Below are 26,107 nucleotides of genomic sequence, written 5' to 3'. Positions count from 1 at the left end.
AGAGAACGGAACCAGAACGGATGAGTGATTACAAGCATACCCTGAATTTACCGGACACCGCTTTTGCGATGCGCGCCAACCTGGCGCAGCGTGAACCGCAAATGCTTGCCAGCTGGACAGAGAAACACCTGTACCAGCAGATTCGCCAGGCCAAAAAAGGTAAAAAAACCTTTATTTTGCACGACGGCCCTCCGTACGCGAACGGTAATATTCACATTGGTCATGCCGTTAACAAAATCCTGAAGGACATGATTGTCAAAGCCAAGACCTTGTCTGATTTTGATGCGCCTTATGTCCCTGGCTGGGATTGCCATGGCCTGCCTATCGAACTGGTGGTGGAGAAGAAATACGGCAAACCAGGCACCAAGCTGACGCCGGCGGAATTCCGCGCCAAGTGCCGTGAATACGCAGAAACCCAGATTCAGGCGCAGAAAGTCGACTTTATCCGCCTGGGCGTGTTTGGCGACTGGGATAACCCGTACCGCACCATGGACTTTAATACCGAGGCCAACATCATCCGTTCTCTGGCCCGGATTATTGACAATGGTCACTTACAGCAAGGCTTTAAGCCGGTGCATTGGTGTACTGACTGTGGTTCTGCTCTGGCCGAAGCTGAAGTGGAATATCAGGACAAAGTGTCGCCAGCCATTGATGTGCGCTTCAGCGTGCTGGACGAGGCGGTAGCTGACAAGTTTGATCACCCTGAAGGCCATCGTGGCACAGGCCCAGTGTCTGTGGTGATTTGGACCACTACACCCTGGACCTTACCCGCCAACCGCGCTGTGGCATTAAATGCCAAAGTCGATTACAGCCTGGTGCAGGTGGAGCAGGGCCCAAATGGTGCCGAACGTTTAATTCTGGCGACAGACTTAGTTACTGCGGTCATGGCGCGTGCTGGTATTGAGCATTACCACAATCTGGGGTTCTGCAAAGGCGCAGCGCTGGAGCTGACGCAACTGCAACACCCATTGTACGACCTGCAGGTGCCGGTGATTCTGGGCGAGCACGTCACAACAGATTCGGGTACAGGTGCTGTGCATACTGCGCCAGGGCACGGCCCGGAAGACTTTACCGTCGGTAAGCTGTACAACCTGGAAGTGGCCAACCCTGTTGGCGCCAATGGCGTTTACCTGCCGGACACCCCGCTGTTTGCCGGTCAGCACGTATTTAAAGCCAATGACTCTGTGGTCGAAGCACTGCAAGCTGCCGGTAAGTTACTGGTACACAAAGCACTGAAACACAGCTACCCGCACTGCTGGCGCCATAAAACCCCCATTATTTTCCGTGCGACGCCACAGTGGTTTGTCAGCATGGAACAACAGGGCCTGCGCAGCACCTCATTGCAACAAATTGAACAAACCCGTTGGATCCCGGATTGGGGTCAACAACGGATTGAAAACATGGTGGCCGGTCGTCCGGACTGGTGTATCTCACGTCAGCGCACCTGGGGTGTGCCTATTGCGCTCTTTGTGCACAAAGACACTGGCGCCCTGCACCCGAACACTCAGGCGCTGATGGAACAAGTAGCGCTGAAAGTAGAGCAAGCTGGTATTCAGGCCTGGTTTGATTTGGACGCTGCTGAGCTGTTAGGTGCTGATGCCGCTGACTACGTCAAAGTCAGCGATACTCTGGATGTGTGGTTTGACTCTGGTGTGACCCACGCCTGTGTGGTCGATGCACGGCCAGAGTTTAACGGTGAAACCCAGGCCGATATGTACCTGGAAGGTTCAGACCAACACCGTGGCTGGTTTATGTCGTCCTTGATGACAGGCGTCGCCATCAAACACCAAGCGCCTTACAAACAAGTGCTGACCCATGGTTTCACTGTGGACGGTGAAGGCCGCAAGATGTCGAAGTCTCTCGGCAACGTGGTGTCGCCGCAGGACGTGATGAACAAACTGGGCGCCGATATTCTGCGTTTGTGGGTTGCCACCACTGACTACACCTCAGAAATGACAGTGTCGGATGAAATCCTCAACCGCGCAGCTGACAAATACCGCCGCATCCGTAACACGGCGCGTTTCCTGCTGGCCAACTTAAAAGGCTTTAACCCAGCGACTGACGCCTTGCCGTTAGAGCAATTGGTGCAGCTGGATTTATGGCTGGTGCAACGTGCGGCTAAGCTGCAGCAAGAAATTGTCGACGCCTATGACAACTACCAGTTCCACCAGGTCAGCCAAAAGTTGATGAACTTCTGTACCGTGGAACTGGGCAGTTTCTATCTGGACGTGATTAAAGACCGTCAGTACACCGCCAAAACGGATTCACAGGCACGGCGTTCTTGTCAGACCGCGCTGTACCATGTGATCCAGGCGATGGTTCGCTGGATGGCCCCTATTATGAGCTTTACTGCGCAGGAAATCTGGGAAGCCATTCCAGGCCAGGCGACTGAGTTTGTGTTCACTGACGTATGGTATCAGGGCCTGAATGCTGTGCCTGCTGGCCAGTTTAGCGATGCGTTCTGGCAACAGCTGTTGCAGGTGCGTGATGAAGTGAATAAGGTGCTTGAAGCGGCACGGCGCGACGGCAAGATTGGTGCATCGTTACAAGCTGAAGTGACCTTGTATGCGCAAGGCCAGCTGGCCGCCGATTTAACGGCTATTGGTGATGAGTTGCGGTTTGCCTTGATCACCTCCACTGCGGTAGTTTCTGCTGACGCTGCACCTGCAGAGGCGACTGCTACTGAGCTGGCCGGTTTGTCTGTGCTGCTGAACGCGTCAACAGCTGCCAAGTGTGACCGTTGCTGGCATCACCGCCATGATGTTGGCATGAACCCGGCGCATCTGCTGATTTGTCTGCGTTGTGTCGACAACGTCGAAGGCGCGGGCGAAAGCAGGAAGTTTGCCTGATGAAGTTATTTCAACAAACCGGCTGGCGCTGGTGGTGGCTGATGCTGCTGCTGCTGGTCGCCGACCAGCTGAGCAAAGTCTGGGTGATCCAAAACTTCAGTTTGGGTGAATCCATTTCGTTGTTGCCTGTGTTTAATTTTACCTATGCCCGTAACTATGGCGCGGCCTTTTCGTTCCTGGGCGATGCCTCAGGTTGGCAGCGCTGGTTGTTTACTGGCATTGCCGTGGTGGTCAGTTTGGTGCTGGCGGTCTGGTTGTCCCGTTTGCAAAAAAGCCAATGGAAATTGTCGTTGGCGCTGGCGCTGATTATCTGTGGTGCAGTTGGCAACTTGATCGATCGTAGTCTGTATGGCTATGTGGTCGATTTTCTGCATGTGTTTTACCAGGACTGGCATTACCCTATTTTTAATATCGCCGACTGCGCTATCAGCATAGGTGCGGCACTGCTGATTTGGGATAGTTTCGGCAGTGACAACAAGAGCTCTGAGGTGAAGTCATGATCATTGGTGCAGGCAGTACAGTGATTTTCCACTTTGACATTAAACTGGCTGATGGCAGCGCCGCTGAATCGACCCGGGTGCACAACAAGCCTGCGAAGTTACAAATGGGTGATGGCAGTTTGTCACCGGCTTTTGAAGCTCAGCTGATGGGCATGGCCAAAGGCGATAAGCGCAGTTTTACATTGGCCCCTGAAGATGCCTACGGTCAGCCGAATCCGGACAATATTTATTATGTCGACCGCAGTAAGTTCTCCAGCGATGCTCCGGCTCAGGTCGGTATGATTGTCGGTTTTGCGATGCCGGATGGCTCTGAGTTACCAGGCTTAATTCGTGAAGTGGTGGGCGATTCAGTCACTGTGGATTTTAACCACCCACTGGCCGGCCAAACCCTGACTTTTAACGTGGAAATTGTTGAGGTGCAAAGCTGATGGATATTTTGCTGGCCAACCCACGTGGCTTTTGTGCCGGTGTCGACCGCGCCATCAGCATCGTGTCACGGGCGCTGGAAATTTACGAGCCGCCTATTTATGTGCGGCATGAAGTGGTGCACAACAAATTTGTGGTGGACGGCCTGCGCCGCGCTGGAGCTGTGTTTGTGGACGAACTGGATGAAGTGCCGGACGGCGCTATCGTCATTTTCTCGGCGCACGGCGTGTCGCAGGCGGTGCGTGAAACGGCTAAACAACGTGGCCTGAAGGTGTTTGATGCGACCTGCCCGCTGGTGACTAAAGTGCATATGGAAGTCACCCGTGCCAGCCGTAAAGGTGTGGAGTGTATTCTGATTGGCCATGCTGGCCACCCGGAAGTAGAAGGCACTATGGGCCAATACGACAATCCGGAAGGGGGCATTTATCTGGTCGAGTCGGTGGAGGATGTTACCCGATTAGCGGTCAAAAATCCGGCGGAACTCTGTTATTCCAGCCAGACCACGTTATCTGTCGATGATACGGCTGATGTGATTGATGCGCTGCGCGCCCGTTTTCCTGATATTGAAGGCCCGCGCAAAGATGACATTTGTTACGCCACGCAAAATCGACAGGATGCGGTGCGCGAGTTGTCCGCCAAGGTGCAGCTGCTGCTGGTCGTCGGTGCCAAAAACAGCAGTAACTCGAATCGCTTGCGTGAGCTGGCCGAGAAGATGGGTTGTCAGGCTTACCTGATTGATACAGCGGCAGATATTCAGCAAAGCTGGCTGAACGGCGTGTCGTCTGTCGGTGTGACTGCAGGGGCTTCTGCGCCTGAAGTGCTGGTAAAACAGGTAGTGGAACAACTGACTGCCTGGGGTGGCAAGCAAGTGATTGAACATCCTGGCCGCGAAGAAAACGTGATTTTTGCGGTGCCCGCAGAACTGCGTTAACACTTATTGGGGTCAGGTCTTGAATTTTGAATTGAACCGCCAAATTCAATATTCAAGACCTGACCCCTTTTTAATCGACCTTAGAATTTAAAATCCATCAGTACCGGGTCATGGTCCGACGAACGGAAGGCATCCGGTGCATACAACTGTTCAAGCTGCGTCTTCGATTTAAATTCCATGTTGTAATCCAAAATGGCGGGTTCGTCGGCATTGATATTCCAGTGCTGGAACTGCTGCAACTTGTCGGCTAAAGACTTACTCGCCAGCGCATGGTCCAGTGAGCCGGTGCGGCCACGGTACACATAGGAGTAGTGCGCTTTACCGTCATGTTCTGGCGCCAGATGCAGCCAGCCGTCTTTAGCCAGTTGTAACAAGGGGTCTTCCTTGCGGTAGGCATTTAAATCACCAATCAGCAGCTGATTGGCGGTGTGAACGCCTGTCGGTTGGCTTTGCAGCCACTGGTTGGCTGCTTTGGCGGCTTCCACCCTGCTGTGAGTCCAGCAGCCCTGACCATGGTCTGCATCGACTGAGTTTTTATCTTCAGGGCAGCTGCCCTTGGACTTAAAGTGATTAATGCTGACGGTAAAGCTTTCGCCGCCGTTCAGTGGAGCAAAGCTTTGGGCCAGCGGCGCCCGCGAGCCATAAGCAAAAGGCCCAGTGCTGATCACGGCGGCCTGGCCGCTTTGTTTCAGTCGGGTCTGGTCATAAATCATCGCCACTTTAATCGCGTCTGTGCCTTGCGAACCGGCCGGCTGCACAAAAGCGTAGCGCTCAGCACCCAAGGTTTTATTTAGCTCACGCACTATGGTGGCGATAGCACTGTGTGCATCGGTGCCATTGTTTTCCACTTCCAGCAGGCCAATCACATCGGCGTCCATCACCGACAGCGCTGCCAGCATTTTGGCTTGTTGCCGGGCCAGCTCTTCTGCTGTGCTGGCGCCGCGGCGGGTCGGGAAAGCGGCAGCGGCGGTTTCGCCGGTAAAGAAGTTCAGCACGTTAAAGCTGGCGACCCGGATGCTGCCGGCGACTTTTGCTGAAGGCGCTGGCTGACGTGGGTTGGTTGAGGCGAACTGTGGTTCGCTGGCCGGAATTAAGCGGTAACCTTGTTTGGTTTCAATCAGGTAAGCCTGCAGGTTGTGGACTGTGTCGCCAACCCGCACTGTGTGTTTGGCGTTTAAGCCACCGGTTGGGTAACGGATCGGCTCCGGATTTTGTTGACTCAGGCCATCATCCAGCCAGATTTCACTTAAGCGTTGCTGCTGCTCGAAGGCGTTGGCTTCTTTGCCTGCAGGCATCAGTTCGGTCGCCACCCAGAGCCGTTTGTCGGCCAGTAAAATCTCGCCATAGCGGGCCAGCGGATAACTGTCGTTCACCACCAGGGATTGCGGAAAACTCAGCAACATGCCTTCGACGGCTTCCCAGTCTGCTTTGGATTTGACTGGCAATGTGAATTCGACAGCTGCAGGAATAGTCTGGTTGCCACAGGTTGTGGCCTGCACTTTTTCCAATGCCGTCATACCATGGCGCTCTGTGACGGTTCCGGTTAACTGCAGCAATTGGCCGACTTTATATTGCGCTGCCAGTTGGCTGTCTGCGATGAGCAGCGCTTCGCTACTGCGGTTGTCCTGATCCGGTGTCAGGCTATGCACTAACAAGGCTGCATCTTTGCTTTTTGGGTACAGTACAGCGCTGACAACACCGGCTGTTTGTACTTGTTGGCCAAGTAACAGGCTTTGTTTACCCAGCCCCTGAATTTGGCTGATCCTTTGGTTTAATTGGCATTCGGCCTGTGCTGCCAGGCTGCAGACTGAAGCGAGAATAACGCTGATCACTTTGAGTTTCATCGGAATTTCCAAGCAGGAAGAATTAAGCGATAGCCTAAAGTAGTGGCAAAGAATGACAAGAGGATGGCAGTGGTAATGGACAGAATTTTTCCTCCGCTGGCCGAAATGGTCTCAAAACCGACGAAAAAGCCGCCTGAAAGGCGGCTTTTATAAACAACAACTGCTGTGTTAGCTGCGTTCGCGGGCAATTGCGCGGTAGCCGATGTCGCGGCGGCTGAATACACCGTCCCACTGGATCTGGTCAACCAACTGATAAGCTGCCTGCTGCGCTGTGGTGACTGAAGTGCCTAAAGCTGTGGCACACAATACACGGCCACCCGCTGTCAGCACCTGGCTGTCTTTCAGTACAGTACCGGCATGAAAGACTTTGGCTTCACGGTTGTCTTCGGTCGGCAAGCCGGAAATCACATCACCTTTGCGGTAGTCGTCCGGGTAACCACCCGCTGCCAGCACCACACCAACAGCAGCACGGCTGTCAAACTCAATAGTGGTCTGGTCCAGCTTGCCTTCGGTGGCGGCTTTACACAGTGCAACCAGATCCGACTGCAGTCGCATCATGATCGGTTGGGTTTCCGGGTCGCCGAAGCGGCAGTTAAACTCCAGCACTTTGGAGGTGCCATCCGGAGCCACCATCAAACCTGCATACAGGAAACCTGTGTACACATTGCCTTCGGCGGCCATGCCATTCACTGTTGGGTAGATCACGTTTTGCATCACCCAGTCATGTACTGCAGGTGTCACCACTGGTGCCGGTGAATAAGCACCCATACCGCCGGTGTTTGGGCCTTTATCGCCATCATCACGCGCTTTATGGTCCTGAGAAGAGGCAAAAGCCAATACGTTTTTACCGTCGACCATCACGATAAAGGATGCTTCTTCACCAACCAGAAACTCTTCAATCACCACACGGCTGCCCGCCGAACCAAACTTGTTACCCGCCAGCATATCGTCGATAGCAGCGAATGCTTCTGCCTGGCTCTGGGCGATAATGACACCTTTGCCAGCCGCCAGGCCGTCGGCTTTGATCACTATTGGAGTGCCCTGTTGTTCGACATAAGCTTTGGCAGCAGCAATTTCAGTGAAGTTACCGTAAGCGGCTGTCGGAATGGCATGACGGGCCAAAAAGTCTTTCGCGAAGGCTTTGGAGCTTTCCAGCTGGGCGCTGGCCTGGGTTGGACCAAAAATGGCCAGGCCTTCAGCGCGGAACATGTCGACCACACCTTTGGCCAATGGCGCTTCCGGACCGACAATGGTCAGGTCAATCGCTTCGGTTTTAGCAAAGGCGGTCAGCGCGGCAACGTCGTCCGCAGCAATCGCCACATTGGTCAGGTTGGGCTCCAGCGCAGTACCTGCGTTGCCTGGTGCCACAAAGACGTGCGTGACCGCTGGTGACTGAGCTGCTTTCCAGGCCAGAGCATGTTCGCGACCACCGCCGCCTATCACTAATACTTTCATGTTTTCTTCCGGTGTTACTGCAATTAAATTAATGGGCCGCTGGTTTACGGAACTTCAGCGTCATCCGATCGCTTTCACCTATGGCCAGGTATTTGTCTTTGTCCTGCTCTTTTTGCGATAAAGTCGGCGGCAGGGTCCAGACGCCGCCAGGGTGATCGGCTGTGTCCTTTGGATTGGCGTTGATTTCACTGGTCGCTTCCAGTTTAAAACCAGCTTTTTGGGCCAGTGCAATGGCCAGACTTTGTGGGAAGTAACCCGACTTCAACCAGTCATCGCCTTTTTTCCCTTCAGGTAAACGGTGTTCCACTACACCCAATACGCCACCAGGTTTTAAGGCGTCATAAAATGATTTAAAGGCATCGACCATGCCTTGCTCACCTTTTTGCATATACCAGTTGTGCAGGTTGCGGAAGGTCAGCACGACATCAGCGCTGCCGGCTGGGGCCACTTGTTGGCCTGGTAATGGCGAAAACTCGGTCAGAATGACATTTTTATAAACATCATTGGCGGCCAGTTTTTCTTTAAAAGCGGCCAGTGATCGTTTGCTGTAGTCTGAGGTGCTGTTGGCCGGGCTATGTGCCGCATAATACTTGCCCTCAGCTCTTAATAACGGGGCCAGAATTTCTGTGTACCAGCCTGAGCCCGGAGAAATTTCCACCACAGCGCTTTTTGGCGTCACTTCAAAGAAACTCAGTGTTTCTGCAGGATGGCGGTAGATGTCACGTGCTTTACTGGCGTCGCTGCGGACTGGGTTATTCAAGACCTGCTGCAGGGCTGTGCTGTCGGCGGCCTGGATAAAAGGTGACAAAACGAAAGCGGAAACGACGATCAACTTGGGTAACAGAGTCATCAGGGTATCCTTCTTCATTGTTATAAACCGGCGCTAGTGTAGCAAAGCAGTGTTGCTTTTGCAGTCAGAAATCATCAGCGGGCGTAAATCAGGGATCATTCAATGATGGATGGCTGGACTGCTAAAATTCAGTCAACAATTGGTTCACTGCGTGCTAAAATGCCGCCCCTTAATTTTGCAGACGCCATTGTCGTTTATCCCGAAGCTGGCTGGAGAACAGATGCTGGATCAGATCCGAATCATCCTGGTGGAAACCTCGCATACCGGCAATATTGGCTCGGTGGCCCGCGCTATGAAAACCATGGGCCTGAGTCAGTTGGTGCTGGTCAGCCCAAAAGAGCTGCCGGATGGCCAGGCCTACGCCTTATCGGCCGGGGCCAGCGATCTGCTGGCAACAGCGAAGGTGGTGGATTCACTGCAGGACGCTATTGCCGATTGCCGGCTGGTGATTGGTACCAGCCATAAGCCAAAAAGTCAGGACCATCAGGTGTTGAACCCACGTCAGGCCGCTGAGCTGGCGGTGCCAGAGCTGCAGCAAGGCCCTGTCGCTATTGTGTTTGGCCGAGAAAGTAACGGTTTGTCCAATGATGAACTGCGGCTCTGCAATTACCACTTATGTATACCAACCAGCGCTGAATACACCTCGCTGAATCTGGCGATGGCGGTACAGGTGGTTAGTTATGAAATGCGGATGGCGTCACTGGATCAGCAACCTGAGGCTGAAGCTTCAGCCGAAGAAAAAACCAGCTACCCAACCTCAGAACAGCTGGAAGGTTTTTATCAGCATTTACAAACAACCTTGGATCAAACCGGCTTTATTATCCGGGCCCACCCAGGTCACATTATGATTAAGTTGCGGCGCCTGTTTACCCGGGCCCGGCCGGACGAAGTGGAACTGAATATATTGCGTGGCATTTTAACTTCAGTACAGCGTTTTGGCCGCGTCGGCAACAGCACGATCACCCCAGAGCAGCAGTAAGCACAAGGACTCCGTCATGTTTGCAGGCATCAAAGAAGACATCAAAAGTGTATTTGAGCGTGACCCGGCGGCACGCAGCTTTTTCGAAGTACTGACCAACTACCCGGGTCTGCATGCGATCTGGTGGCACCGCCTGAATCACAAGGTGTGGAACGCTGGTTTTAAATGGCTGGCCCGTTTTCTCAGTACCATAGCCCGTTGGCTGACTGGGGTGGAGATCCATCCGGGTGCCCGCATCGGTCGCCGTTTCTTTATCGACCATGGTATGGGAGTGGTGATTGGTGAAACCGCTGAAATTGGCGACGATGTGACGCTGTACCACGGCGTGACGTTGGGTGGCACCAGCTGGAACCCTGGCAAACGTCACCCGACCTTAGGCAATAACGTGGTGATAGGCGCAGGCGCGAAGATCCTCGGCCCGCTATTTGTCGGTGAAAATGCCCGCATCGGCTCTAATGCGGTGGTGGTGAAAGATGTGCCACCTGGTGCCACTGTGGTGGGCATTCCTGGTCGCGTTGTCGCGAAACAAGATTCGTCGATTACCGAACAGCGCCAGCAGCTGGCAAAGAAATTTGGTTTTGACGCTTATGCGGTGTCCAGTGACAACCCGGACCCAGTGGCGCAGGCCATGGGCCGCATGCTGGACCATATTCATTTCCTTGACGGCAAAGTATCGGAACTGTGCCAGAGCATCAACACCCTGGGTGGCAATGTCTGCAGCCAGATGCCGGAAATTAACATTGAAGATGAAGCCGTGCGTGAAGCCGAACGACTGGCCGCGCTGCAACGCAAAAAGGAAATAGACGAGTTCGACCCGACGATTTAATTGAAAAAACGGATGAACCTGAGCAGATAATACCTGACTAACTTAGTAGGATTTATACTTGACTAATTTAGTCGGGAATGTACAATTTGCGCCATTCGAACCGGGGAGTCAGTTATGCGTTTAACCTCTAAAGGCCGTTACGCCGTAACCGCTATGCTGGATGTCGCGTTGCATGCGAAAGCCGGCCCGGTTCCATTGGCAGATATCTCCCTGCGTCAGGGCATTTCATTGTCTTATCTGGAACAACTGTTCGCCCGTTTGCGCAAGCACGGCTTAGTGCAAAGTGTGCGCGGCCCTGGCGGTGGTTACCAGCTGGGTCGTGAGGCCGCTCAAATTTCGGTGTCGGCCGTGATCAGTGCGGTGGATGAATCCGTTGATGCCACCCGTTGTCAGGGAAAATCCGATTGCCAGAGCGGGGCCAAGTGCCTGACTCACAGCCTCTGGACCGACTTAAGTGACCGTATTGAAGATTTCCTGACCAATATCACCTTGGGTGAGCTGGTCAGGAAAAACGAAGTGCAAAACGTGGCTAAACGTCAGGACAGCCGCGTCGTAAAGAATCCTGCAACTGATATTGAGATCAGTTGCCAGTTGTAAGGCTAGAGCCGGAGCAGATCATGAAGCTACCTATTTATTTGGATTATGCCGCCACCACCCCAGTGGATCAGCGCGTTGCTGAGAAAATGATGCAATACATGACGATGGACGGGACCTTTGGTAACCCGGCGTCACGTTCGCATAAATTTGGCTGGCAGGCAGAAGAAGCGGTAGAAGTGGCCCGTGCTCAGGTGGCTGAGCTGGTAAACGCCGACCCACGTGAAATCGTGTTTACCTCAGGTGCGACCGAGTCGAACAACCTGGCAATTAAAGGTGCAGCGCATTTTTACCATAAAAAAGGTAAGCACCTGATTACAGTAAAAACTGAACACAAAGCCGTACTGGACACCATGCGTGATCTGGAACGTGAAGGCTATGAAGTGACTTACCTGGAGCCACAGGCCACTGGCTTAGTGACTTTAGAACAACTGACTGCCGCTATTCGTCCGGATACCACCTTAATCAGCGTGATGTTTGTGAATAACGAAATTGGCGTGGTGCAGGACATTGCCGCTATCGGCGAGATGTGCCGTGAAAAAGGCATTATTTTCCATGTCGATTCTGCTCAAGCCGCTGGCAAAGTCGATATCGATCTGCAAACGCTGAAAGTCGACCTGATGTCTTTCTCTGGTCACAAAGCTTACGGCCCTAAAGGTATTGGTGCTTTGTACGTACGCCGTAAACCACGTATCCGCCTGGAAGCGCAAATGCACGGTGGCGGCCATGAGCGTGGTATGCGTTCAGGTACGCTGCCCACTCACCAAATCGTCGGTATGGGCGAAGCCTTCCGCATTGCTAAAGAAGAAATGCATGCGGAGCGCGAGCGCATCGCGGTGCTGCGTGATCGTCTGTGGAATGGTATCAAAGGTATTGAGCAAACCTTCCTGAATGGTGATGCCGAACAACGTATTCCTGGTATTACCAACGTCAGCTTTAACTACGTCGAAGGTGAGTCGCTGATTATGGCGCTGAAAGACATCGCGGTGTCTTCAGGTTCTGCCTGTACCTCAGCAAGCTTAGAGCCGTCTTATGTACTGCGTGCTTTAGGCCTGACCGATGAACTGGCACACAGCTCTATTCGTTTCAGCATCGGCCGATACACCACCGAAGCGGATATCGATCACACCATTAAGATCGTCAACGAAGCGATCGGCAAGTTACGTGAAATGTCACCGCTGTGGGAAATGTTCAAAGACGGCGTGGACTTAAACTCTGTGGCCTGGGTGGCCCACTAATCAGTGCAGGATTAAGAGGTACGAAAAATGGCTTACAGCAATAAAGTAATAGATCACTACGAAAACCCACGCAACGTTGGTTCTTTCGCCAAAGACGACCCGACTGTGGCCACTGGCATGGTCGGTGCACCAGCCTGTGGTGACGTGATGAAACTGCAAATCAAGGTAAACGAGCAGGGCGTGATTGAAGATGCCAAGTTCAAAACCTACGGCTGCGGCAGTGCTATCGCTTCCAGTTCTTTAGTGACTGAGTGGGTAAAAGGCAAAACGCTGGACGAAGCAGCTCAGATCAAAAATACCGACATTGCCCAGGAACTGGCGTTACCACCGGTAAAAATTCACTGCTCTATTCTGGCCGAAGATGCCATTAAAGCAGCCATTGACGATTACAAATCTCGGCACGGGAACTAAGTTATGGCCATCAGCATGACGCCGGCTGCAGCAGACCGGGTCCGTAGTTTTCTGACCAATCGCGGTAAAGGCATTGGCCTGCGCGTTGGGGTGAAAACCACCGGCTGTTCTGGCCTGGCTTATGTACTGGAATTTGTCGACGAATTGAATGCTGACGATCAGGTGTTTGAAGAATTTGGCCTGAAGCTCATTGTGGACGGCAAAAGTCTGGTCTATATCGACGGCACTCAGCTGGATTTTGTCAAAGAAGGTTTAAACGAAGGCTTCCAGTTTAATAACCCAAACGTCAATGGCGAATGTGGTTGTGGCGAAAGCTTTACCGTCTAACGAAGGGCGCAGATGAACTATTTTCAGCTGTTTCATCTGCCAGCTCAGTTTGAGCTGGATTTGGCCGAGTTGGGTACCCGCTATCTGGAATTGCAACGTAACTTCCACCCGGACAAGTTTGCTGCAGCTTCAGAGCGCGACCGTCTGATGGCTGTGCAACAGGCGGCCAACATCAATGATGCTTACCATAGCCTGAAACATCCGCTGCTCAGGGCTGAACATTTACTGGCGCTGCGTGGCTTGAAAATCAGCCAGGAACAACGCAGTTTTACCGACCCGGCATTTTTAATGCAGCAGATGGAGCTGCGTGAACTGCTGGCTGATATTCCGCACAGCAAGAACCCGGATGAACTGATTGATGACGCAGAACAGCAAATCAGTCAGCAACGTAAAGCCTTATTAAAACAGCTGCGTGAGTCGCTGGATATGCAGCAAACCGAGCAGGATCAGCGGTCTGCTGATTTGGTCCGTAAGCTTAAATTCTTCTATAAGCTGGAGCAGGAGCTTGAGCTGATAGAGCAACAACTTCACGATTAAGAAGCAACATGGCGTTATTACAAATCGCGGAACCAGGCCAAAGCGCAGCTCCGCATCAGCACAAACTCTCTGCAGGTATTGATTTAGGCACCACCAATTCGTTGGTGGCGACTGTGCGTAGCGGCGAAGCAAAAACGCTGCACAATTCAGCTGGCCAGGATATGGTGCCCTCAGTAGTGCGCTACACCGAAACCAAGGTGGTGGTTGGCCATGACGCTATGGCGCAGGCGGTGCAAGACCCGCATAACACCATTATTTCCGTCAAACGTTTGATGGGCCGTGGTTTTGCAGAAATGCAGGCCGAAGCTTCGCACTTACCTTATCAGCTGGTTGATCAGGCTGGGCTTGCCGCTATTGAGACTGTGCAGGGGGTGAAAAACCCGGTTGAAGTCTCTGCAGAAATTCTTGCAACACTTGCAGATACTGCCAGTCAGACCTTAGGCGGTGAGTTAACCGGCGTGGTCATTACGGTACCGGCATACTTTGATGATGCGCAGCGCCAGGCTACCAAAGATGCGGCCAAACTGGCCGGTTTGAACGTGCTGCGTTTATTAAATGAACCCACAGCTGCAGCGCTGGCTTATGGCCTGGATTCAGGTCAGGAAGGCGTGATTGCGGTGTACGATTTAGGCGGAGGTACCTTCGATATCTCTATTTTACGCCTTCAAAAAGGTGTGTTTGAAGTGCTGGCCACCGGCGGTGATTCTCAGCTGGGTGGTGATGACTTTGACCATGCCCTGATGCAATGGCTACAACAACAGACAGGCGCTGCCGAACTGAACCACAGTGAACTTCGTCAGTATCTGGTGACAGCCCGCGCCTTGAAAGAGCAATTGTCAGCTAAGCACAGCGTTACTTTCAGTCTGCCGCTAAATGGCGGCGAATTTACGGGTGCAATCAGCCGTGAACAATTTGACGCTTTAATCCAGCCGTTAGTGCGTAAAACTATTCGTGCCTGCAAACAAGTGCTGCGTGACGCTGGCCTGGAAACTGACCAGGTGCAGCAGGTAGTGATGGTCGGCGGTTCGACCCGGGTGCCGTTAGTGCGCACTGCGGTCGCAGATTTCTTTGCCGCAGAACCTTTAACCTCGATTGACCCGGACAAAGTGGTGGCGATTGGCGCGGCTATTCAAGCCAATGTGCTGGTGGGCAATAAATCTGGTACCGACACCTTGTTATTGGACGTCACCCCCTTGTCGCTTGGTATTGAAACCATGGGCGGCCTGGTGGAGAAAATCATTCCGCGTAATACCGTAATTCCTGTGGCGCGTGCGCAGGAATTCACCACCTTTAAAGACGGTCAGACCGCCATGGCTATTCACGTGCTGCAAGGTGAACGTGAGCTGGTCAGCGATTGCCGTTCTCTGGCCCGGTTTACCTTAACAGGCATTCCAGCAATGGCTGCCGGTGGCGCCCATATCCGTGTCACCTTCCAGGTCGACGCTGATGGCTTGCTCAGCGTGACGGCGCAGGAAAAATCCAGTGGCGTTAGTGCCAGTATTCAGGTGAAACCGTCCTATGGCCTGACCGATGATCAGGTGGCGAACATGCTGCAAAGCTCAATGTTGTATGCCAAGCAGGATATGCAGCAACGCCTGCACAAAGAACAGCAGGTGGAAGCGCAGCGGGTGTTAGAAGCGGTGCGGGCAGCATTGCAGCAGGATGCTCATTTGTTGGACCCAAGCGAGCATGCGGTAATTGAACAGGCGCTGACGGCGCTGGATCTGGCGCGTGAGCAGGCCGATACCGCAGGCATTAAAGCGGCGATTGAACACGCCAACCATAGTACGGATGAATTTGCTGCACGGCGCATGGATCAGTCGATCCGTCAGGCGCTGCGCGGCCATAAAGTGGACGAGGTCTGATATGCCACAAATCGTTTTTTTACCTCACGCCGAGTTATGTCCTGAAGGTACGGCAGTAGAAGCCAAAACCGGTGAATCTGTGCTGGATGTGGCGCTGCGCTGCGGTATTGCCATTGAGCACGCCTGCGAGAAATCCTGTGCCTGTACCACTTGCCATGTGATTGTGCGTGAAGGCTTTTATTCGCTGGAACCTAGTGATGAGCTGGAAGATGACATGTTGGACAAGGCCTGGGGCCTGGAACCAGAATCACGGTTGGGCTGTCAGGCGCTGGTTGCAGACGAAGACCTGGTTGTGGAAATTCCGAAGTACACCATCAATCTGGCCAGTGAAGGTCATTAAACTGCAACCAAACTAAGAAAAACTGTACAAATGCCGCCTTGACGCGGCATTTGTTGTTTTTAGGGCGAAATGTAGGTTTTTTTAATTTGTTCGCGTATAATTCGCGGCCACAAATTTTTCACTTAGTTAATTTTTAGGAGTCTGTCATGGCTTTGGAACGTACCTTTTCAATCATCAAACCAGATGCAGTAGCCAAGAACGTTATCGGCGCTATCTACAACCGTTTTGAATCAGCTGGTTTACGTATCGTTGCAGCCAAAATGCTGCACTTAAGCCGTGAACAGGCCGAAGGTTTCTACGGTGAGCACAAAGAGCGTCCATTCTTCAACGCGCTGGTTTCTTTCATGACTTCTGGTCCAGTGATGATCCAGGTGCTGGAAGGTGAAGACGCTGTGCGTAAAAACCGTGAAATCATGGGTGCCACTAACCCGAAAGACGCTCTGGCTGGTACTTTACGTGCTGACTACGCTGCCAGCATCGACGAAAACGCTGTTCACGGTTCAGACGCTGCCGCTTCTGCTGCCCGTGAAATCGCGTTTTTCTTCACTGAAGCCGAACTGTGTGGCCGTACCCGTTAATTTCGGGCACAGGATTACTCTTTAACCCGGTTTAAAGAGACTCCGAAAGGACATCAGGATAAAAGGGGGCTTAGCCCCCTTTTTTTCCTGTTTGCTGTGGTCATCTGTTAGTGATGACCATACTGAAAGAATCGCCTATACCTATTGTTAGATCTTGTTGTGAGGAACGCTGTGATGAGCGCTGTCGAAACCAAAGTCAATCTGCTGGACCTGACCCGGACTCAGATGAAAGAGTTTTTTGTTTCCATTGGGGAGCAAGGCTTTCGCGCCGATCAGGTGATGAAGTGGATTTACCATTTCTGCATTGATGACTTCGACAAGATGACCAACATCAACAAGAAGTTACGCGACAAACTCAAAGCCAAGGCCGAAATTCGAGCGCCGGATGTGGTGACTCGTCAGGACAGTGCCGATGGCACCATTAAGTTTGTGATGGGTTTATCTGGTGGCCAGGAAGTGGAAACGGTGTGGATCCCGGAAAAAGACCGCCGTACTTTGTGTGTGTCGTCTCAGGTGGGTTGTGCACTGGATTGCTCTTTCTGCTCCACGGCACAACAAGGTTTTAACCGCAATCTGACGGTGTCTGAAATTATTGGCCAGGTCTGGCGTGTGGCGCAGATCATCGGCAGCTACGGCGACACCGGCGAAAAACCAGTGACCAACGTGGTGATGATGGGTATGGGCGAACCTTTGCTGAACCTGAACAACGTGGTCCCGGCGATGGAACTGATGATGGAAGACTATGGCTTTGGTCTGTCCAAGCGCCGCGTGACATTAAGTACTTCAGGTGTGGTACCTGCACTGGATTTACTAAAAGACAAAATTGATGTCGCTTTGGCCATTTCACTGCATGCACCGAACAATGAACTGCGTAACGAACTGGTACCGATCAATAAAAAATACCCGATGGAAGAATTCCTGGCGGCGTCCAAACGTTATGTCGCCGATTCCCGTGCCAACGACAAAGTCACTGTCGAATATGTGATGCTGGACGGCATCAACGACAGCATGGATCAGGCGCATGAACTGGCGAAGGCCTTGAAAGACACGCCGTCCAAAATCAATTTGATCCCGTTTAACCCTTACCCAGGGTCACCGTATAAGCGTTCCAGCAACTCGCGCATTGACCGCTTTAATAAAGTGCTGCAGGAATACGGTTTCACAGTGATTGTGCGTAAAACCCGCGGAGACGATATTGACGCGGCCTGTGGTCAACTGGTCGGGGACGTGATTGACCGCACCAAACGTCTGGTGAAAAAACAGATGAAAGGTGAATCAATTTCAGTAAAAATGGTGTAATAACCAGCAGCAAGGACAGACTATGCAACTATGGCCTTGGCTTACCTGCGTTGTACTCTGTATCCCTTTGACGGCCTGCGTCACAGAAACCACTGTGACGGCGGCCGACCGTCAGCACCAGCCCAACCGTAATATGACGGAAGCGGCCCGCACCCGGGTCGCTTTGGGCATTAACTACCTGCAAGTCGGCGATAAATCTCAAGCCAAATACAATTTGGATAAAGCGCTGCAAATGGCGCCACAGCTGGCCGAGGTGCATAACGCGCTGGCATACTATTACCAACAGGTGCAAGACCATGATGCTGTGGTCGAATCCTACCGGCAGGCGATGGCACTCGAACCTGACAATGCAGATTCCTACAACAACTTCGGCGCTTACCTTTGTCAGCAGGGGCAGTATCAGCAGGCTGAGCAGTTGTTGCTGGAAGCGATTGAAAGGCCTGGTTATTTTCGTGTTGCCGACAGCTATGAGAACCTTGCTCTTTGTGCGCTCGAACAAAACGACTTTAGCAAAACCAGGCATTACCTCAATCTGTCTCTGACTCATAATGCGACCCGGCCCAGCGCCCAGTTTAATTCGGCTGCTTTGTACTACGCCACCAAACAGCTGGAGTTGGCGGCACAAACGCTGGAGTTGATGCAACGCGCCTCTCAGTTGTCCGCCCCTGTGTTGCTGCTGAGTTATCAAGTGGCTCAGGAGCTACAGCACTGGCCCGCAATGCAAGAGGCGGAGCAACAATTACTCAGCCTTTACCCGCAAAGTCGGGAAGCCTTGTTACTGAGTCAACAGCAACTGACAAAATCTGAATTCAGTGCACTCAGACAGCGATATCTGGCAAGCACTGAAGCTGATGCTACTGACAGTGCAACCCAGCCCCGTATTAAAATTGTGCGGAAAAAAGCCGCAGTAGAGGCGAGCAAAAAAGCAGCTCGCCAGCATCAGGTCAAAGCCAATGAAAGCTTGGCTGGCATAGCGCAGCAATACGGTGTTACTATGAGCGACCTAATCAGCTGGAACGCGTTGCGCCCTGGTGAGAGTCTGCAGGAAGGCCAGTGGCTGAACCTGAACGAACCTGCCAGTACCAAGCAAAATACATTAGCTCAGCGCCATCTGGTGACACCCGGGGAAACCCTGTCGCAGATTTCGCTGCGTTACAATATAAAGCTCGCACACCTGCTGCAATGGAACAATTTAACGGAGCAAAGCCCGCTGCGGGCTGGCCAATTTATCTACTTAAAAGATCCGGCATATTTGGACTATGATAACTGAACTTGAGCAGACTGCGCTTACGGTAGGACAATGCCTGAAACAGGCTCGTGAGCAACAGCAACTGACTGCGCAACAAGTCGCTTTGCAACTGAATTTAAAAACCAGCCTGATTGAGGATCTGGAATCAGATCGCTTCGACGCCAAACTGTCACCTACCTTTTATCGGGGCTATTTGCGCTCTTACGCCAAATTACTTAAGTTGCCCGAAAAAGCCTTGCTGGAGCAGTACAGCAAAGAACACAAAGGGCAGCAGCCGGCTCCCAGTTTAACCCGCAGCTTTTCCAAACGAACCGCCAAGGAAGCCACCGACATCCGTTATATCTGGTTGACCTGGCTGGTGGTCGTCAGTTTTGTCGTGTTACTGGTGATGTACTTCTGGCAAAACCGGTTTGACGGCCAGGCCGTATCCGCGCCACTGCCGATGGTGGAAGCCGAGCAGACTGCACAGCAGCAGGAAGAGAATGCCAATGCTGCGGGCTGGACCAATGAAGCTGACAATGGGGTGACCGCATCAGACAGCGCAGTGGCTGAGGATACCGGCACTGAATCCGGTTTAAGCGACACGGCGCAGACGACAGGCGAGGTAGCAGAACAACTGGCTGCACCTTTACCTACCACAGCTCCTGCAACCACAGTTTCAACCACGACAGAAGCTGCGACCACAGTGCCGCAGATCACCGCAGAGCCTGAAGTGAATAACAGCCCTGCACAGCAGAGCGAAACATTGCCGCAAAACCAGACTGAACCGGCTGTGGTTACAACAGAAACCCCAACACCGACTGCGACTCAAACAGAGCAGAACACTGCAAATCTGAATAGCCCGGCAGCTGCTGAAGTGTCGGCCAACACGACCGCAACCCAGCATGACGACAGCAGCTTAAGCCTGACATTCAGTGGTGACTGTTGGGTCGAAATTACTGATGCGGCTGGCAAACGCCTGGCTTTTGGCGCACGTAGTGCCGGTGAGAGCCTGACCCTGAGCGGCGTAGCGCCAGTGAAAGTGTTGCTCGGCAACGCAGCGTCTGTGCAGTTGAGCTTTAATGGCCAGGCGGTAGATTTATCCGGTTATGCACAAGGCCGGGTGGCCCGTTTAACTTTGGGACAGTGAGAATGAGTTACGCTGAAAACCCGATTAAAAGACGTCAGTCGACACAAATTAAAGTCGGTACTGTGCTGGTAGGTGGCGATGCCCCTATTTCAGTACAGTCGATGACCAATACCAAAACCACCGATGTGGAAGCCACGCTGGCACAAATTGAAGCCATTGCCAAAGCCGGTGCCGATATGGTGCGGGTGTCTGTGCCTACCATGGACGCAGCGGAAGCCTTTAAGCTCATCAAACAGCGTGCGCCAATCCCTCTGGTGGCAGATATCCATTTTGACTACCGTATCGCACTGCAGGTCGCAGAATACGGTGCCGATTGTTTGCGGATTAACCCGGGCAATATAGGCCGGGAAGATCGGATCCGTTCAGTGGTGGAAGCGGCGCGAGACCGCAATATTCCAATTCGTATTGGCGTGAACGGTGGCTCGCTGGAGCAGGACCTGCAGGAAAAATACGGCGAACCGACGCCGGAAGCTCTGGTGGAATCCGCCATGCGTCATGTGGAGATCCTGGACCGGCTGAACTTCGACCAGTTTAAAGTTTCAGTCAAAGCGTCCGACGTGTTTCTTGCCGTTGGTGCTTACCGTTTGCTCGCCAAACAAATTAAACAGCCTTTGCATTTAGGCATAACGGAAGCTGGCGGCGCCCGCTCTGGTTCGGTGAAATCGGCTATTGGTCTTGGCATGCTGTTGTCCGAAGGTATTGGTGATACCTTGCGGATTTCATTGGCCGCCGACCCGGTTGAAGAAGTGAAAGTGGGCTTTGATATTCTGAAGTCGCTGCGTATTCGTTCCCGTGGTATTAACTTCATTGCCTGCCCAAGCTGTTCCCGGCAGGAATTTGACGTGATCAAAACCATGAACGAGCTGGAGCAGCGGCTGGAAGATGTGGTCGACCCGCTGACCGTGTCGGTGATTGGTTGTGTCGTCAACGGCCCGGGCGAAGCGCTGATTTCCGACCTTGGGGTGGCAGGTGCGAACCGGATGAGTGGTTTTTATGTCAATGGTCAGCGGCAAAAACTGCGGATTGACAACAGTCAGGTAGCAGAGCAACTGGAAGCTCAGGTACGTGCGTATCTGGACGAGAAAAAGCGCCAAATAGAAATCAAACAGCTGGATTAAGCCCGGCTTTTTGCAAAAAGAGAGTTTGTAGTGTCAAAAGATATCCAGGCCATTCGTGGCATGAATGACTGCTTACCGGCAGAAACAGGCCAGTGGCAGCACATTGAACAGGTGCTGCGCACCACAGTGCAAAACGCCGGCTATCAGGAAATCCGTTTTCCAATCGTTGAGATGACTGAGCTGTTTAAACGCTCGATTGGCGAAGTCACCGACATTGTTGAAAAAGAAATGTATACCTTCGCTGACCGCAACGGTGACAGCCTGACGTTACGCCCGGAAGGCACCGCCGTCTGTGTGCGTGCGGCCAACCAGCATGGCCTGCTGTACAACCAGGAACAGCGCCTGTGGTATATGGGCCCGATGTTCCGCCATGAGCGGCCACAAAAAGGCCGTTACCGCCAGTTCCATCAATTCGGTCTGGAAGCTTTTGGTATGGCCGGTCCGGATATTGATGCTGAAGTGATCTTACTGAGCGCCCGTATGCTGAAGCAGCTGGGGCTGTCGTCTTACGTCAAACTGGAGCTGAACTCCTTAGGCTCTAACCAGGCCCGGGCCGATTACCGTGCTGCACTGGTCACTTATTTAGAGCAGCACAAAGAGCTGCTGGATGAAGACAGCCTGCGCCGTTTGTACAGCAATCCGTTGCGGGTACTGGACAGCAAAAATCCAGCCATGCAAGAGATGTTGGGCAAAGCACCACAGTTGCTGGATCATCTGGATGACGAATCCAAAGCAGATTTTGAAGGTTTAAAACAGCGTCTGACAGCTGCTGGTGTGGCCTTTGACATTAACCCGCGTCTGGTGCGTGGTCTGGATTATTACAATAAAACAGTATTTGAGTGGGTGACCACTAACCTGGGATCTCAAGGCACCGTCTGTGCCGGTGGCCGTTATGATGGCCTGGTTGAGCAGCTGGGCGGCAAAGCGACGCCTGCCGTGGGTTTTGCCTTAGGTCTGGAACGGCTGGTATTATTGCTGCAAACGCTGGAGCTGATGCCTGTACTGCCTGCGCAAACCGATCTTTATCTGATGCCGTTAGGAGAAGCCGCGGAACTTGCCGCAGTTTCTATTGCCGAACAGCTGCGCGACGCTCTGCCCAGTCTGCGACTGATGCTGCACTGCGGTGGCGGTAACCTGAAAAAACAACTGAAAAAAGCCGATAAGTCTGGTGCTGCACTGGGTTTATTGCTGGGCGAGACTGAACTGGCCCAAGGTGAAGTGACATTAAAATGGCTGCGTGAAGACAAGCCGCAACACAATATCAAACTAAGTGAATTAAGCGGCGTGCTGAGCGAGCTGATTTAAGGGAATTTGAATGGAAATTTACAATACCGAAGAACAACAGGTAGAGGCGATTAAACGCTTCTGGAAAGAAAACGGTCTGGCTATTGCGGCAGGTGTCGTACTGGGATTAGGTGGTCTGTACGGTTGGCGTTATTACCAAAGCAGCCAGTTAGAAAAAACTATGACGCAGTCTCAGGCTTACAGCCAGTTACTGGAAAAAGCTCAGGCTGATGACAGCACCGAGCTGGCACAGCAATTCCAGAGCTTTGTCGATACCAACGCTGATTCTTCTTACGCTATGTTGGCCGCCTTTGTTGCCGCCAAAGAAGCTGTAGAGAAAAAAGATTATGCAGCAGCTGTGAAGTCACTGAATTTTGTAGTGAGCTCAGCCAAACAGCCAGAAATGAAAGCGCTGGCGCAATTACGTCTGGCCCGGGTTCAACTGGAGCAGAAAGATCATGCTGCTGCACTGAGCACTCTGGCTGCTGCGCTGCCTGAGGCATTTAAAGCCCAGCAAGAAGAATTAAAAGGCGATGCGTTGTTACAAGCCGGTGAGGCAGCCAAAGCCAAGACAGCTTACCTGGCAGCACAATCGGCCAGCAAAGATAGTCAAAGCCCAATTTTGAAAGTGAAGTTAGACGAACTGGCGCATGTAACTGCAGCATAAGGTGGTTTTGTGAAGTTATCCTTAAATCGCGCCGGTGTGGTTCTGGCGCTGCTGACTGTGCTCAGCGCCTGTTCATCCAAAGATGAACTGGTGTACCCGGACATCAGCAACAAAATAAAACCAGATGAAATCTGGAGTGCGTCGGTCGGCGATGGTGTTGAACATTACGATTCTGCGCTGAAGCCATTAATCCTTGGTGACAAAGTTTTTGCTGCCAGCCGCGCTGGTTATGTGATGGCGTTCGAACGAGAGACTGGCAAAAAGCTGTGGACCTTCGACGCCCGTACCGACGGCTCCGCTGGTTTGCTGGATTCGCTGAATTTCTGGTCTGACGAAACCGCGCGCCTGTCTGGTGGCGTCAGCGCTGGCTACGATAAAATTTATGTTGGCAGTGAAAATGGTGACGTGATTGCGTTAAATCCGGAAACCGGTGAGCTGGTTTGGCGGGTGAAAGTGGGCGGCGAAGTGATTGCCAGCCCGGCTGCAGGTGACGGTTTTGTGGTGGTGAACACTTCTGCAGGTTCTGTGTTTGCACTGCACCCGGATACAGGTGAGCAACGCTGGAAGCATGAGCAGGAAACGGCTTTATTAAGTTTACGCGGCACCAGTGAGCCTGTGATCGCCAGTGGTGGCGTGATCTTCGGTTCTGGTGCAGGTAAAGTGGCCGTGCTGATTGCCGATAAAGGTGTGCTGGCGTGGGAGCAGGCGATCGCCGTACCAAAAGGTGCCACCGATTTGTCGCGGATGAACGATGTGGATGCCACTCCAATCATTGTTGACGGTATGATTTACGCTATCGCTTACAATGGTGAATTGACGGCATTGGACCTGCGTACCGGCCGTCCGGTCTGGAAGCGTGAATACTCGACCTTCCGCGATATGGCAATTGAAGGCAGCACTATTTATATCGTTGACAGCACGGGTAAAATCTTTGCGATCGACCGCCGTAATGGTCTGGAGCAATGGTCGCAGATGGGCCTGAACAAACATATGTTAACCGGTCCTGCGGTGTATAAAGACTACCTGGCTATTGGCGATGTCGAAGGCAATCTGTTCTGGCTGGATAAAAACAGCGGTGAGTTTGTCGGTCAGTTCAGCTATGGTTCCGGCTTTTATACGCAAGGTGTAACGAACGGTGACGACCTGGTGATCCAGACCCGTGAAGGTGAGCTGAGTTTAATTCGTTTACCTTAATAGCACTGAGCAGTTAAAATACAGGGTCGGGCTGTGAGTTTCACATCCCGACCCTGTTGTTTCATGGCCTGTGAAGGCCCCTTGTTGTGTTTAAAGCACAACCTTTGATTGGATTTGAGGTAAAACATGTTACCTGTAGTGGCGTTAGTCGGCCGTGCCAATGTTGGCAAATCAACGTTATTTAACCGTTTAACCCGGACCCGCGATGCGCTGGTGGCCGACTTTCCGGGCCTGACGCGTGACCGTAAGTACGGCACGGTCAAATACGAAGGTTACGAATTTATTGTGGTGGATACCGGGGGTATCGACGGCAATGAGCAAGGCATTGAAGTCGAGATGGCAGAGCAGTCGCTTAAAGCAATCGACGAAGCCGATGTGGTGCTGTTTATGGTCGACGCGCGTGCCGGTGCCATGGTTGCCGACGAAGCCATCGCGTCTCACATTCGCCGCATCAACAAAAAAGTCTTTCTGGTTGCCAACAAAACCGACGGCCTGGACGCAGACACCGCAGTGGCCGACTTCTACAGCCTGGGTTTGGGTGAAGTGTATCCCATAGCGGCAGCGCATGGCCGCGGCGTGGTGTCCTTGCTGCAAACGGCGTTATTGCCTTTGTTGTCTGAACAGCAGCAGGAACGTATTCATGCCATCGAGCAGGGTGAAGACCCGGATCAGCTGGAAGACGATGAAACCTTCGCTGAGGGTGAAGACAGTAAAGCGGCCCGCGATCAACACATTAAGCTGGCTATTGTGGGCCGTCCTAACGTGGGTAAGTCGACGCTGACCAACCGTATTCTGGGTGAGGAACGGGTGGTGGTGTTTGATATGCCCGGGACCACACGGGATGCGATTTATATTCCGATGACCCGGGGTGAACGTGAGTACACGCTGATCGACACCGCAGGTGTGCGTCGTCGCGGTAAAATCGACGATATGGTCGAAAAGTTTTCCGTTATTAAAACCCTGCAGGCCATTGAAGATGCCAACGTGGTGATCCTGGTGCTGGACGCCCGTCAGGGCATTTCCGATCAGGACCTGAGCATTCTGGGTTATGTACTCAATGCGGGCCGTTCTCTGGTGATTGCGGTCAACAAATGGGATGGTCTGGACGATGGCGTGAAAGACGAAGTGAAACGCGAGTTAGACCGCCGTTTAGGTTTTATCGACTTTGCCCGTCTGCATTTTATCTCAGCTTTGCACGGCTCAGGGGTCGGTAACCTGTTTGAATCCGTTGAAGAAGCCTTTGATTCGGCCACCCGCCGTGTCAGCACTGCACTGTTGACCCGTATTATGAAAATGGCGCAGGAAGATCACCAGCCGCCGCTGGTGAACGGCCGCCGGGTTAAACTGAAATACGCCCACGCCGGTGGTTACAACCCGCCTATGATCGTCATTCACGGTAATCAGGTTCAGGACTTGCCTGATTCGTACAAGCGTTACCTGATGAACTATTACCGCAAGTCATTGCAGATGATGGGAACCCCTGTACGTGTAGAATTCCGTGAAGGCGATAACCCATTTGCCCAGCGTCGCGAAAACCTGACGCCTAACCAGCGTTACAAGCGGGACCGCATCTTAAAAGCCAGAGCGAATCTGGCGAACAAGAAGTAATAAAAAGGG

The 26,107-nt window shown here is 52.6% G+C and carries 25 protein-coding genes; 22 read left to right on the top strand and 3 right to left on the bottom strand.

The annotated features are described in order from the left end of the window. Positions 1-20 precede the first annotated feature (20 nt). Genes ileS through ispH form a run of 4 tightly spaced genes read left to right on the top strand, consistent with a single transcriptional unit; the run spans position 21 to position 4,706 of the window. Positions 21-2,849 carry an isoleucine--tRNA ligase gene (gene ileS / locus ACFO3I_RS14785; RefSeq protein WP_377335189.1) on the top strand — a complete coding sequence of 943 codons (2,829 nt, stop codon included), beginning with the start codon at positions 21-23 and terminating at the stop codon, positions 2,847-2,849. After that, the gene (gene lspA, locus ACFO3I_RS14780) at positions 2,849-3,349 is read left to right on the top strand and encodes a signal peptidase II (protein WP_377335187.1); all 501 of its coding nucleotides are present in this window, start codon (positions 2,849-2,851) and stop codon (positions 3,347-3,349) included. Before ileS ends, lspA begins: the two co-directional genes overlap by 1 nt. Then, a complete protein-coding gene (gene fkpB, locus ACFO3I_RS14775) occupies positions 3,346-3,777 on the top strand; it encodes an FKBP-type peptidyl-prolyl cis-trans isomerase (RefSeq protein WP_377335184.1) in 432 nt (143 codons plus the stop codon). The genes lspA and fkpB overlap by 4 nt, the downstream gene beginning before the upstream one ends. Next, complete coding sequence (ispH, locus tag ACFO3I_RS14770; protein WP_377335182.1) at positions 3,777-4,706, top strand: 4-hydroxy-3-methylbut-2-enyl diphosphate reductase; 930 nt, start codon at positions 3,777-3,779, stop codon at positions 4,704-4,706. Before fkpB ends, ispH begins: the two co-directional genes overlap by 1 nt. Positions 4,707-4,786: 80 nt before the next feature. Here ispH and ACFO3I_RS14765 read toward each other — a convergent pair whose 3' ends face one another. From ACFO3I_RS14765 to ACFO3I_RS14755, 3 genes are all read right to left on the bottom strand, one after another. Then, a complete protein-coding gene (locus ACFO3I_RS14765; RefSeq protein WP_377335180.1) occupies positions 4,787-6,550 on the bottom strand; it encodes an ExeM/NucH family extracellular endonuclease in 1,764 nt (587 codons plus the stop codon). Between the two features lie 168 nt (positions 6,551-6,718). Further along, a complete protein-coding gene (gene purD / locus ACFO3I_RS14760) occupies positions 6,719-8,005 on the bottom strand; it encodes a phosphoribosylamine--glycine ligase (RefSeq protein ID WP_377335178.1) in 1,287 nt (428 codons plus the stop codon). A gap of 28 nt (positions 8,006-8,033) precedes the next feature. Beyond that, complete coding sequence (locus ACFO3I_RS14755; RefSeq protein ID WP_377335176.1) at positions 8,034-8,855, bottom strand: class I SAM-dependent methyltransferase; 822 nt, start codon at positions 8,853-8,855, stop codon at positions 8,034-8,036. Between the two features lie 220 nt (positions 8,856-9,075). On the opposite strand from ACFO3I_RS14755, the gene trmJ reads away from it, so the two are divergent. From trmJ to der, 18 genes are all read left to right on the top strand, one after another. Further along, positions 9,076-9,834, top strand: a complete 759-nt coding sequence (trmJ, locus tag ACFO3I_RS14750) for a tRNA (cytosine(32)/uridine(32)-2'-O)-methyltransferase TrmJ (protein ID WP_377335174.1) — start codon at positions 9,076-9,078, stop codon at positions 9,832-9,834. Further along, positions 9,791-10,660 (top strand): serine O-acetyltransferase, encoded by an 870-nt coding sequence (cysE, locus tag ACFO3I_RS14745; RefSeq protein ID WP_465269146.1) that lies wholly within the window; start codon positions 9,791-9,793, stop codon positions 10,658-10,660. The genes trmJ and cysE overlap by 44 nt, the downstream gene beginning before the upstream one ends. Before the next feature lie 114 nt (positions 10,661-10,774). Next, entirely contained in the window at positions 10,775-11,257 is a 483-nt protein-coding gene (iscR, locus tag ACFO3I_RS14740; RefSeq protein WP_377335170.1) for a Fe-S cluster assembly transcriptional regulator IscR, read from the top strand. 20 nt (positions 11,258-11,277) lie between these two features. Beyond that, positions 11,278-12,492: an IscS subfamily cysteine desulfurase gene (locus ACFO3I_RS14735; RefSeq protein ID WP_377335168.1), complete on the top strand. Its 1,215-nt coding sequence runs from the start codon at positions 11,278-11,280 to the stop codon at positions 12,490-12,492. Between the two features lie 27 nt (positions 12,493-12,519). Then, positions 12,520-12,903, top strand: coding sequence for a Fe-S cluster assembly scaffold IscU (iscU, locus tag ACFO3I_RS14730; RefSeq protein WP_337842968.1), 384 nt, complete (start codon positions 12,520-12,522; stop codon positions 12,901-12,903). A 3-nt stretch (positions 12,904-12,906) separates the two neighbouring features. Next, positions 12,907-13,230 (top strand): iron-sulfur cluster assembly protein IscA, encoded by a 324-nt coding sequence (iscA, locus tag ACFO3I_RS14725; protein ID WP_337842969.1) that lies wholly within the window; start codon positions 12,907-12,909, stop codon positions 13,228-13,230. A gap of 12 nt (positions 13,231-13,242) precedes the next feature. Next, on the top strand, positions 13,243-13,767 hold the full coding sequence (gene hscB, locus ACFO3I_RS14720; protein ID WP_377335165.1) for a co-chaperone HscB: 525 nt from the start codon (positions 13,243-13,245) through the stop codon (positions 13,765-13,767). A gap of 8 nt (positions 13,768-13,775) precedes the next feature. Next, positions 13,776-15,632, top strand: coding sequence for a Fe-S protein assembly chaperone HscA (hscA, locus tag ACFO3I_RS14715; protein ID WP_377335163.1), 1,857 nt, complete (start codon positions 13,776-13,778; stop codon positions 15,630-15,632). 1 nt (position 15,633) lies between these two features. Next, entirely contained in the window at positions 15,634-15,972 is a 339-nt protein-coding gene (fdx, locus tag ACFO3I_RS14710; RefSeq protein WP_377335161.1) for an ISC system 2Fe-2S type ferredoxin, read from the top strand. A gap of 146 nt (positions 15,973-16,118) precedes the next feature. Continuing rightward, positions 16,119-16,550: a nucleoside-diphosphate kinase gene (gene ndk, locus ACFO3I_RS14705; RefSeq protein ID WP_377335159.1), complete on the top strand. Its 432-nt coding sequence runs from the start codon at positions 16,119-16,121 to the stop codon at positions 16,548-16,550. Between the two features lie 174 nt (positions 16,551-16,724). Continuing rightward, complete coding sequence (rlmN, locus tag ACFO3I_RS14700) at positions 16,725-17,849, top strand: dual-specificity RNA methyltransferase RlmN (RefSeq protein WP_377335157.1); 1,125 nt, start codon at positions 16,725-16,727, stop codon at positions 17,847-17,849. A 22-nt stretch (positions 17,850-17,871) separates the two neighbouring features. After that, positions 17,872-19,119 carry a type IV pilus biogenesis/stability protein PilW gene (pilW, locus tag ACFO3I_RS14695; RefSeq protein ID WP_377335155.1) on the top strand — a complete coding sequence of 416 codons (1,248 nt, stop codon included), beginning with the start codon at positions 17,872-17,874 and terminating at the stop codon, positions 19,117-19,119. Beyond that, positions 19,109-20,227, top strand: a complete 1,119-nt coding sequence (locus tag ACFO3I_RS14690) for a RodZ domain-containing protein (RefSeq protein WP_377335153.1) — start codon at positions 19,109-19,111, stop codon at positions 20,225-20,227. The genes pilW and ACFO3I_RS14690 overlap by 11 nt, the downstream gene beginning before the upstream one ends. Before the next feature lie 2 nt (positions 20,228-20,229). Next, entirely contained in the window at positions 20,230-21,345 is a 1,116-nt protein-coding gene (gene ispG, locus ACFO3I_RS14685; protein ID WP_377335151.1) for a flavodoxin-dependent (E)-4-hydroxy-3-methylbut-2-enyl-diphosphate synthase, read from the top strand. 30 nt (positions 21,346-21,375) lie between these two features. After that, on the top strand, positions 21,376-22,650 hold the full coding sequence (hisS, locus tag ACFO3I_RS14680) for a histidine--tRNA ligase (RefSeq protein WP_377335149.1): 1,275 nt from the start codon (positions 21,376-21,378) through the stop codon (positions 22,648-22,650). Between the two features lie 10 nt (positions 22,651-22,660). After that, complete coding sequence (locus tag ACFO3I_RS14675) at positions 22,661-23,296, top strand: YfgM family protein (protein ID WP_377335147.1); 636 nt, start codon at positions 22,661-22,663, stop codon at positions 23,294-23,296. A gap of 9 nt (positions 23,297-23,305) precedes the next feature. Further along, positions 23,306-24,490, top strand: coding sequence for an outer membrane protein assembly factor BamB (gene bamB, locus ACFO3I_RS14670; RefSeq protein ID WP_377335145.1), 1,185 nt, complete (start codon positions 23,306-23,308; stop codon positions 24,488-24,490). Positions 24,491-24,616: 126 nt separating this feature from the next. Next, on the top strand, positions 24,617-26,098 hold the full coding sequence (gene der, locus ACFO3I_RS14665) for a ribosome biogenesis GTPase Der (RefSeq protein WP_377335143.1): 1,482 nt from the start codon (positions 24,617-24,619) through the stop codon (positions 26,096-26,098). Positions 26,099-26,107: the final 9 nt, after the last annotated feature.

Source organism: Rheinheimera marina (assembly GCF_042654345.1).
In the GTDB taxonomy this organism is placed as follows: domain Bacteria; phylum Pseudomonadota; class Gammaproteobacteria; order Enterobacterales; family Alteromonadaceae; genus Pararheinheimera; species Pararheinheimera marina.
Note: the sequence above shows the minus strand (reverse complement) of the source record. Positions and strands in the feature narration are given on the sequence as shown.

Excerpts from the sequence above, each read along its gene's own strand:
- rlmN (WP_377335157.1), top strand. The coding sequence starts at position 16,725 with ATGAGCGCTGTCGAAACCAAAGTCAATCTGCTGGACCTGACCCGGACT.
- ispH (WP_377335182.1), top strand. The coding sequence starts at position 3,777 with ATGGATATTTTGCTGGCCAACCCACGTGGCTTTTGTGCCGGTGTCGAC.
- ileS (WP_377335189.1), top strand. The coding sequence starts at position 21 with ATGAGTGATTACAAGCATACCCTGAATTTACCGGACACCGCTTTTGCG.
- ACFO3I_RS14735 (WP_377335168.1), top strand. The coding sequence starts at position 11,278 with ATGAAGCTACCTATTTATTTGGATTATGCCGCCACCACCCCAGTGGAT.
- der (WP_377335143.1), top strand. The coding sequence starts at position 24,617 with ATGTTACCTGTAGTGGCGTTAGTCGGCCGTGCCAATGTTGGCAAATCA.
- iscR (WP_377335170.1), top strand. The coding sequence starts at position 10,775 with ATGCGTTTAACCTCTAAAGGCCGTTACGCCGTAACCGCTATGCTGGAT.
- ndk (WP_377335159.1), top strand. The coding sequence starts at position 16,119 with ATGGCTTTGGAACGTACCTTTTCAATCATCAAACCAGATGCAGTAGCC.
- ispG (WP_377335151.1), top strand. The coding sequence starts at position 20,230 with ATGAGTTACGCTGAAAACCCGATTAAAAGACGTCAGTCGACACAAATT.
- ACFO3I_RS14755 (WP_377335176.1), bottom strand. The coding sequence starts at position 8,855 with ATGACTCTGTTACCCAAGTTGATCGTCGTTTCCGCTTTCGTTTTGTCA.
- hscA (WP_377335163.1), top strand. The coding sequence starts at position 13,776 with ATGGCGTTATTACAAATCGCGGAACCAGGCCAAAGCGCAGCTCCGCAT.
- fdx (WP_377335161.1), top strand. The coding sequence starts at position 15,634 with ATGCCACAAATCGTTTTTTTACCTCACGCCGAGTTATGTCCTGAAGGT.
- hscB (WP_377335165.1), top strand. The coding sequence starts at position 13,243 with ATGAACTATTTTCAGCTGTTTCATCTGCCAGCTCAGTTTGAGCTGGAT.
- iscA (WP_337842969.1), top strand. The coding sequence starts at position 12,907 with ATGGCCATCAGCATGACGCCGGCTGCAGCAGACCGGGTCCGTAGTTTT.
- trmJ (WP_377335174.1), top strand. The coding sequence starts at position 9,076 with ATGCTGGATCAGATCCGAATCATCCTGGTGGAAACCTCGCATACCGGC.
- lspA (WP_377335187.1), top strand. The coding sequence starts at position 2,849 with ATGAAGTTATTTCAACAAACCGGCTGGCGCTGGTGGTGGCTGATGCTG.
- iscU (WP_337842968.1), top strand. The coding sequence starts at position 12,520 with ATGGCTTACAGCAATAAAGTAATAGATCACTACGAAAACCCACGCAAC.
- fkpB (WP_377335184.1), top strand. The coding sequence starts at position 3,346 with ATGATCATTGGTGCAGGCAGTACAGTGATTTTCCACTTTGACATTAAA.
- pilW (WP_377335155.1), top strand. The coding sequence starts at position 17,872 with ATGCAACTATGGCCTTGGCTTACCTGCGTTGTACTCTGTATCCCTTTG.
- ACFO3I_RS14765 (WP_377335180.1), bottom strand. The coding sequence starts at position 6,550 with ATGAAACTCAAAGTGATCAGCGTTATTCTCGCTTCAGTCTGCAGCCTG.
- ACFO3I_RS14675 (WP_377335147.1), top strand. The coding sequence starts at position 22,661 with ATGGAAATTTACAATACCGAAGAACAACAGGTAGAGGCGATTAAACGC.
- ACFO3I_RS14690 (WP_377335153.1), top strand. The coding sequence starts at position 19,109 with ATGATAACTGAACTTGAGCAGACTGCGCTTACGGTAGGACAATGCCTG.
- purD (WP_377335178.1), bottom strand. The coding sequence starts at position 8,005 with ATGAAAGTATTAGTGATAGGCGGCGGTGGTCGCGAACATGCTCTGGCC.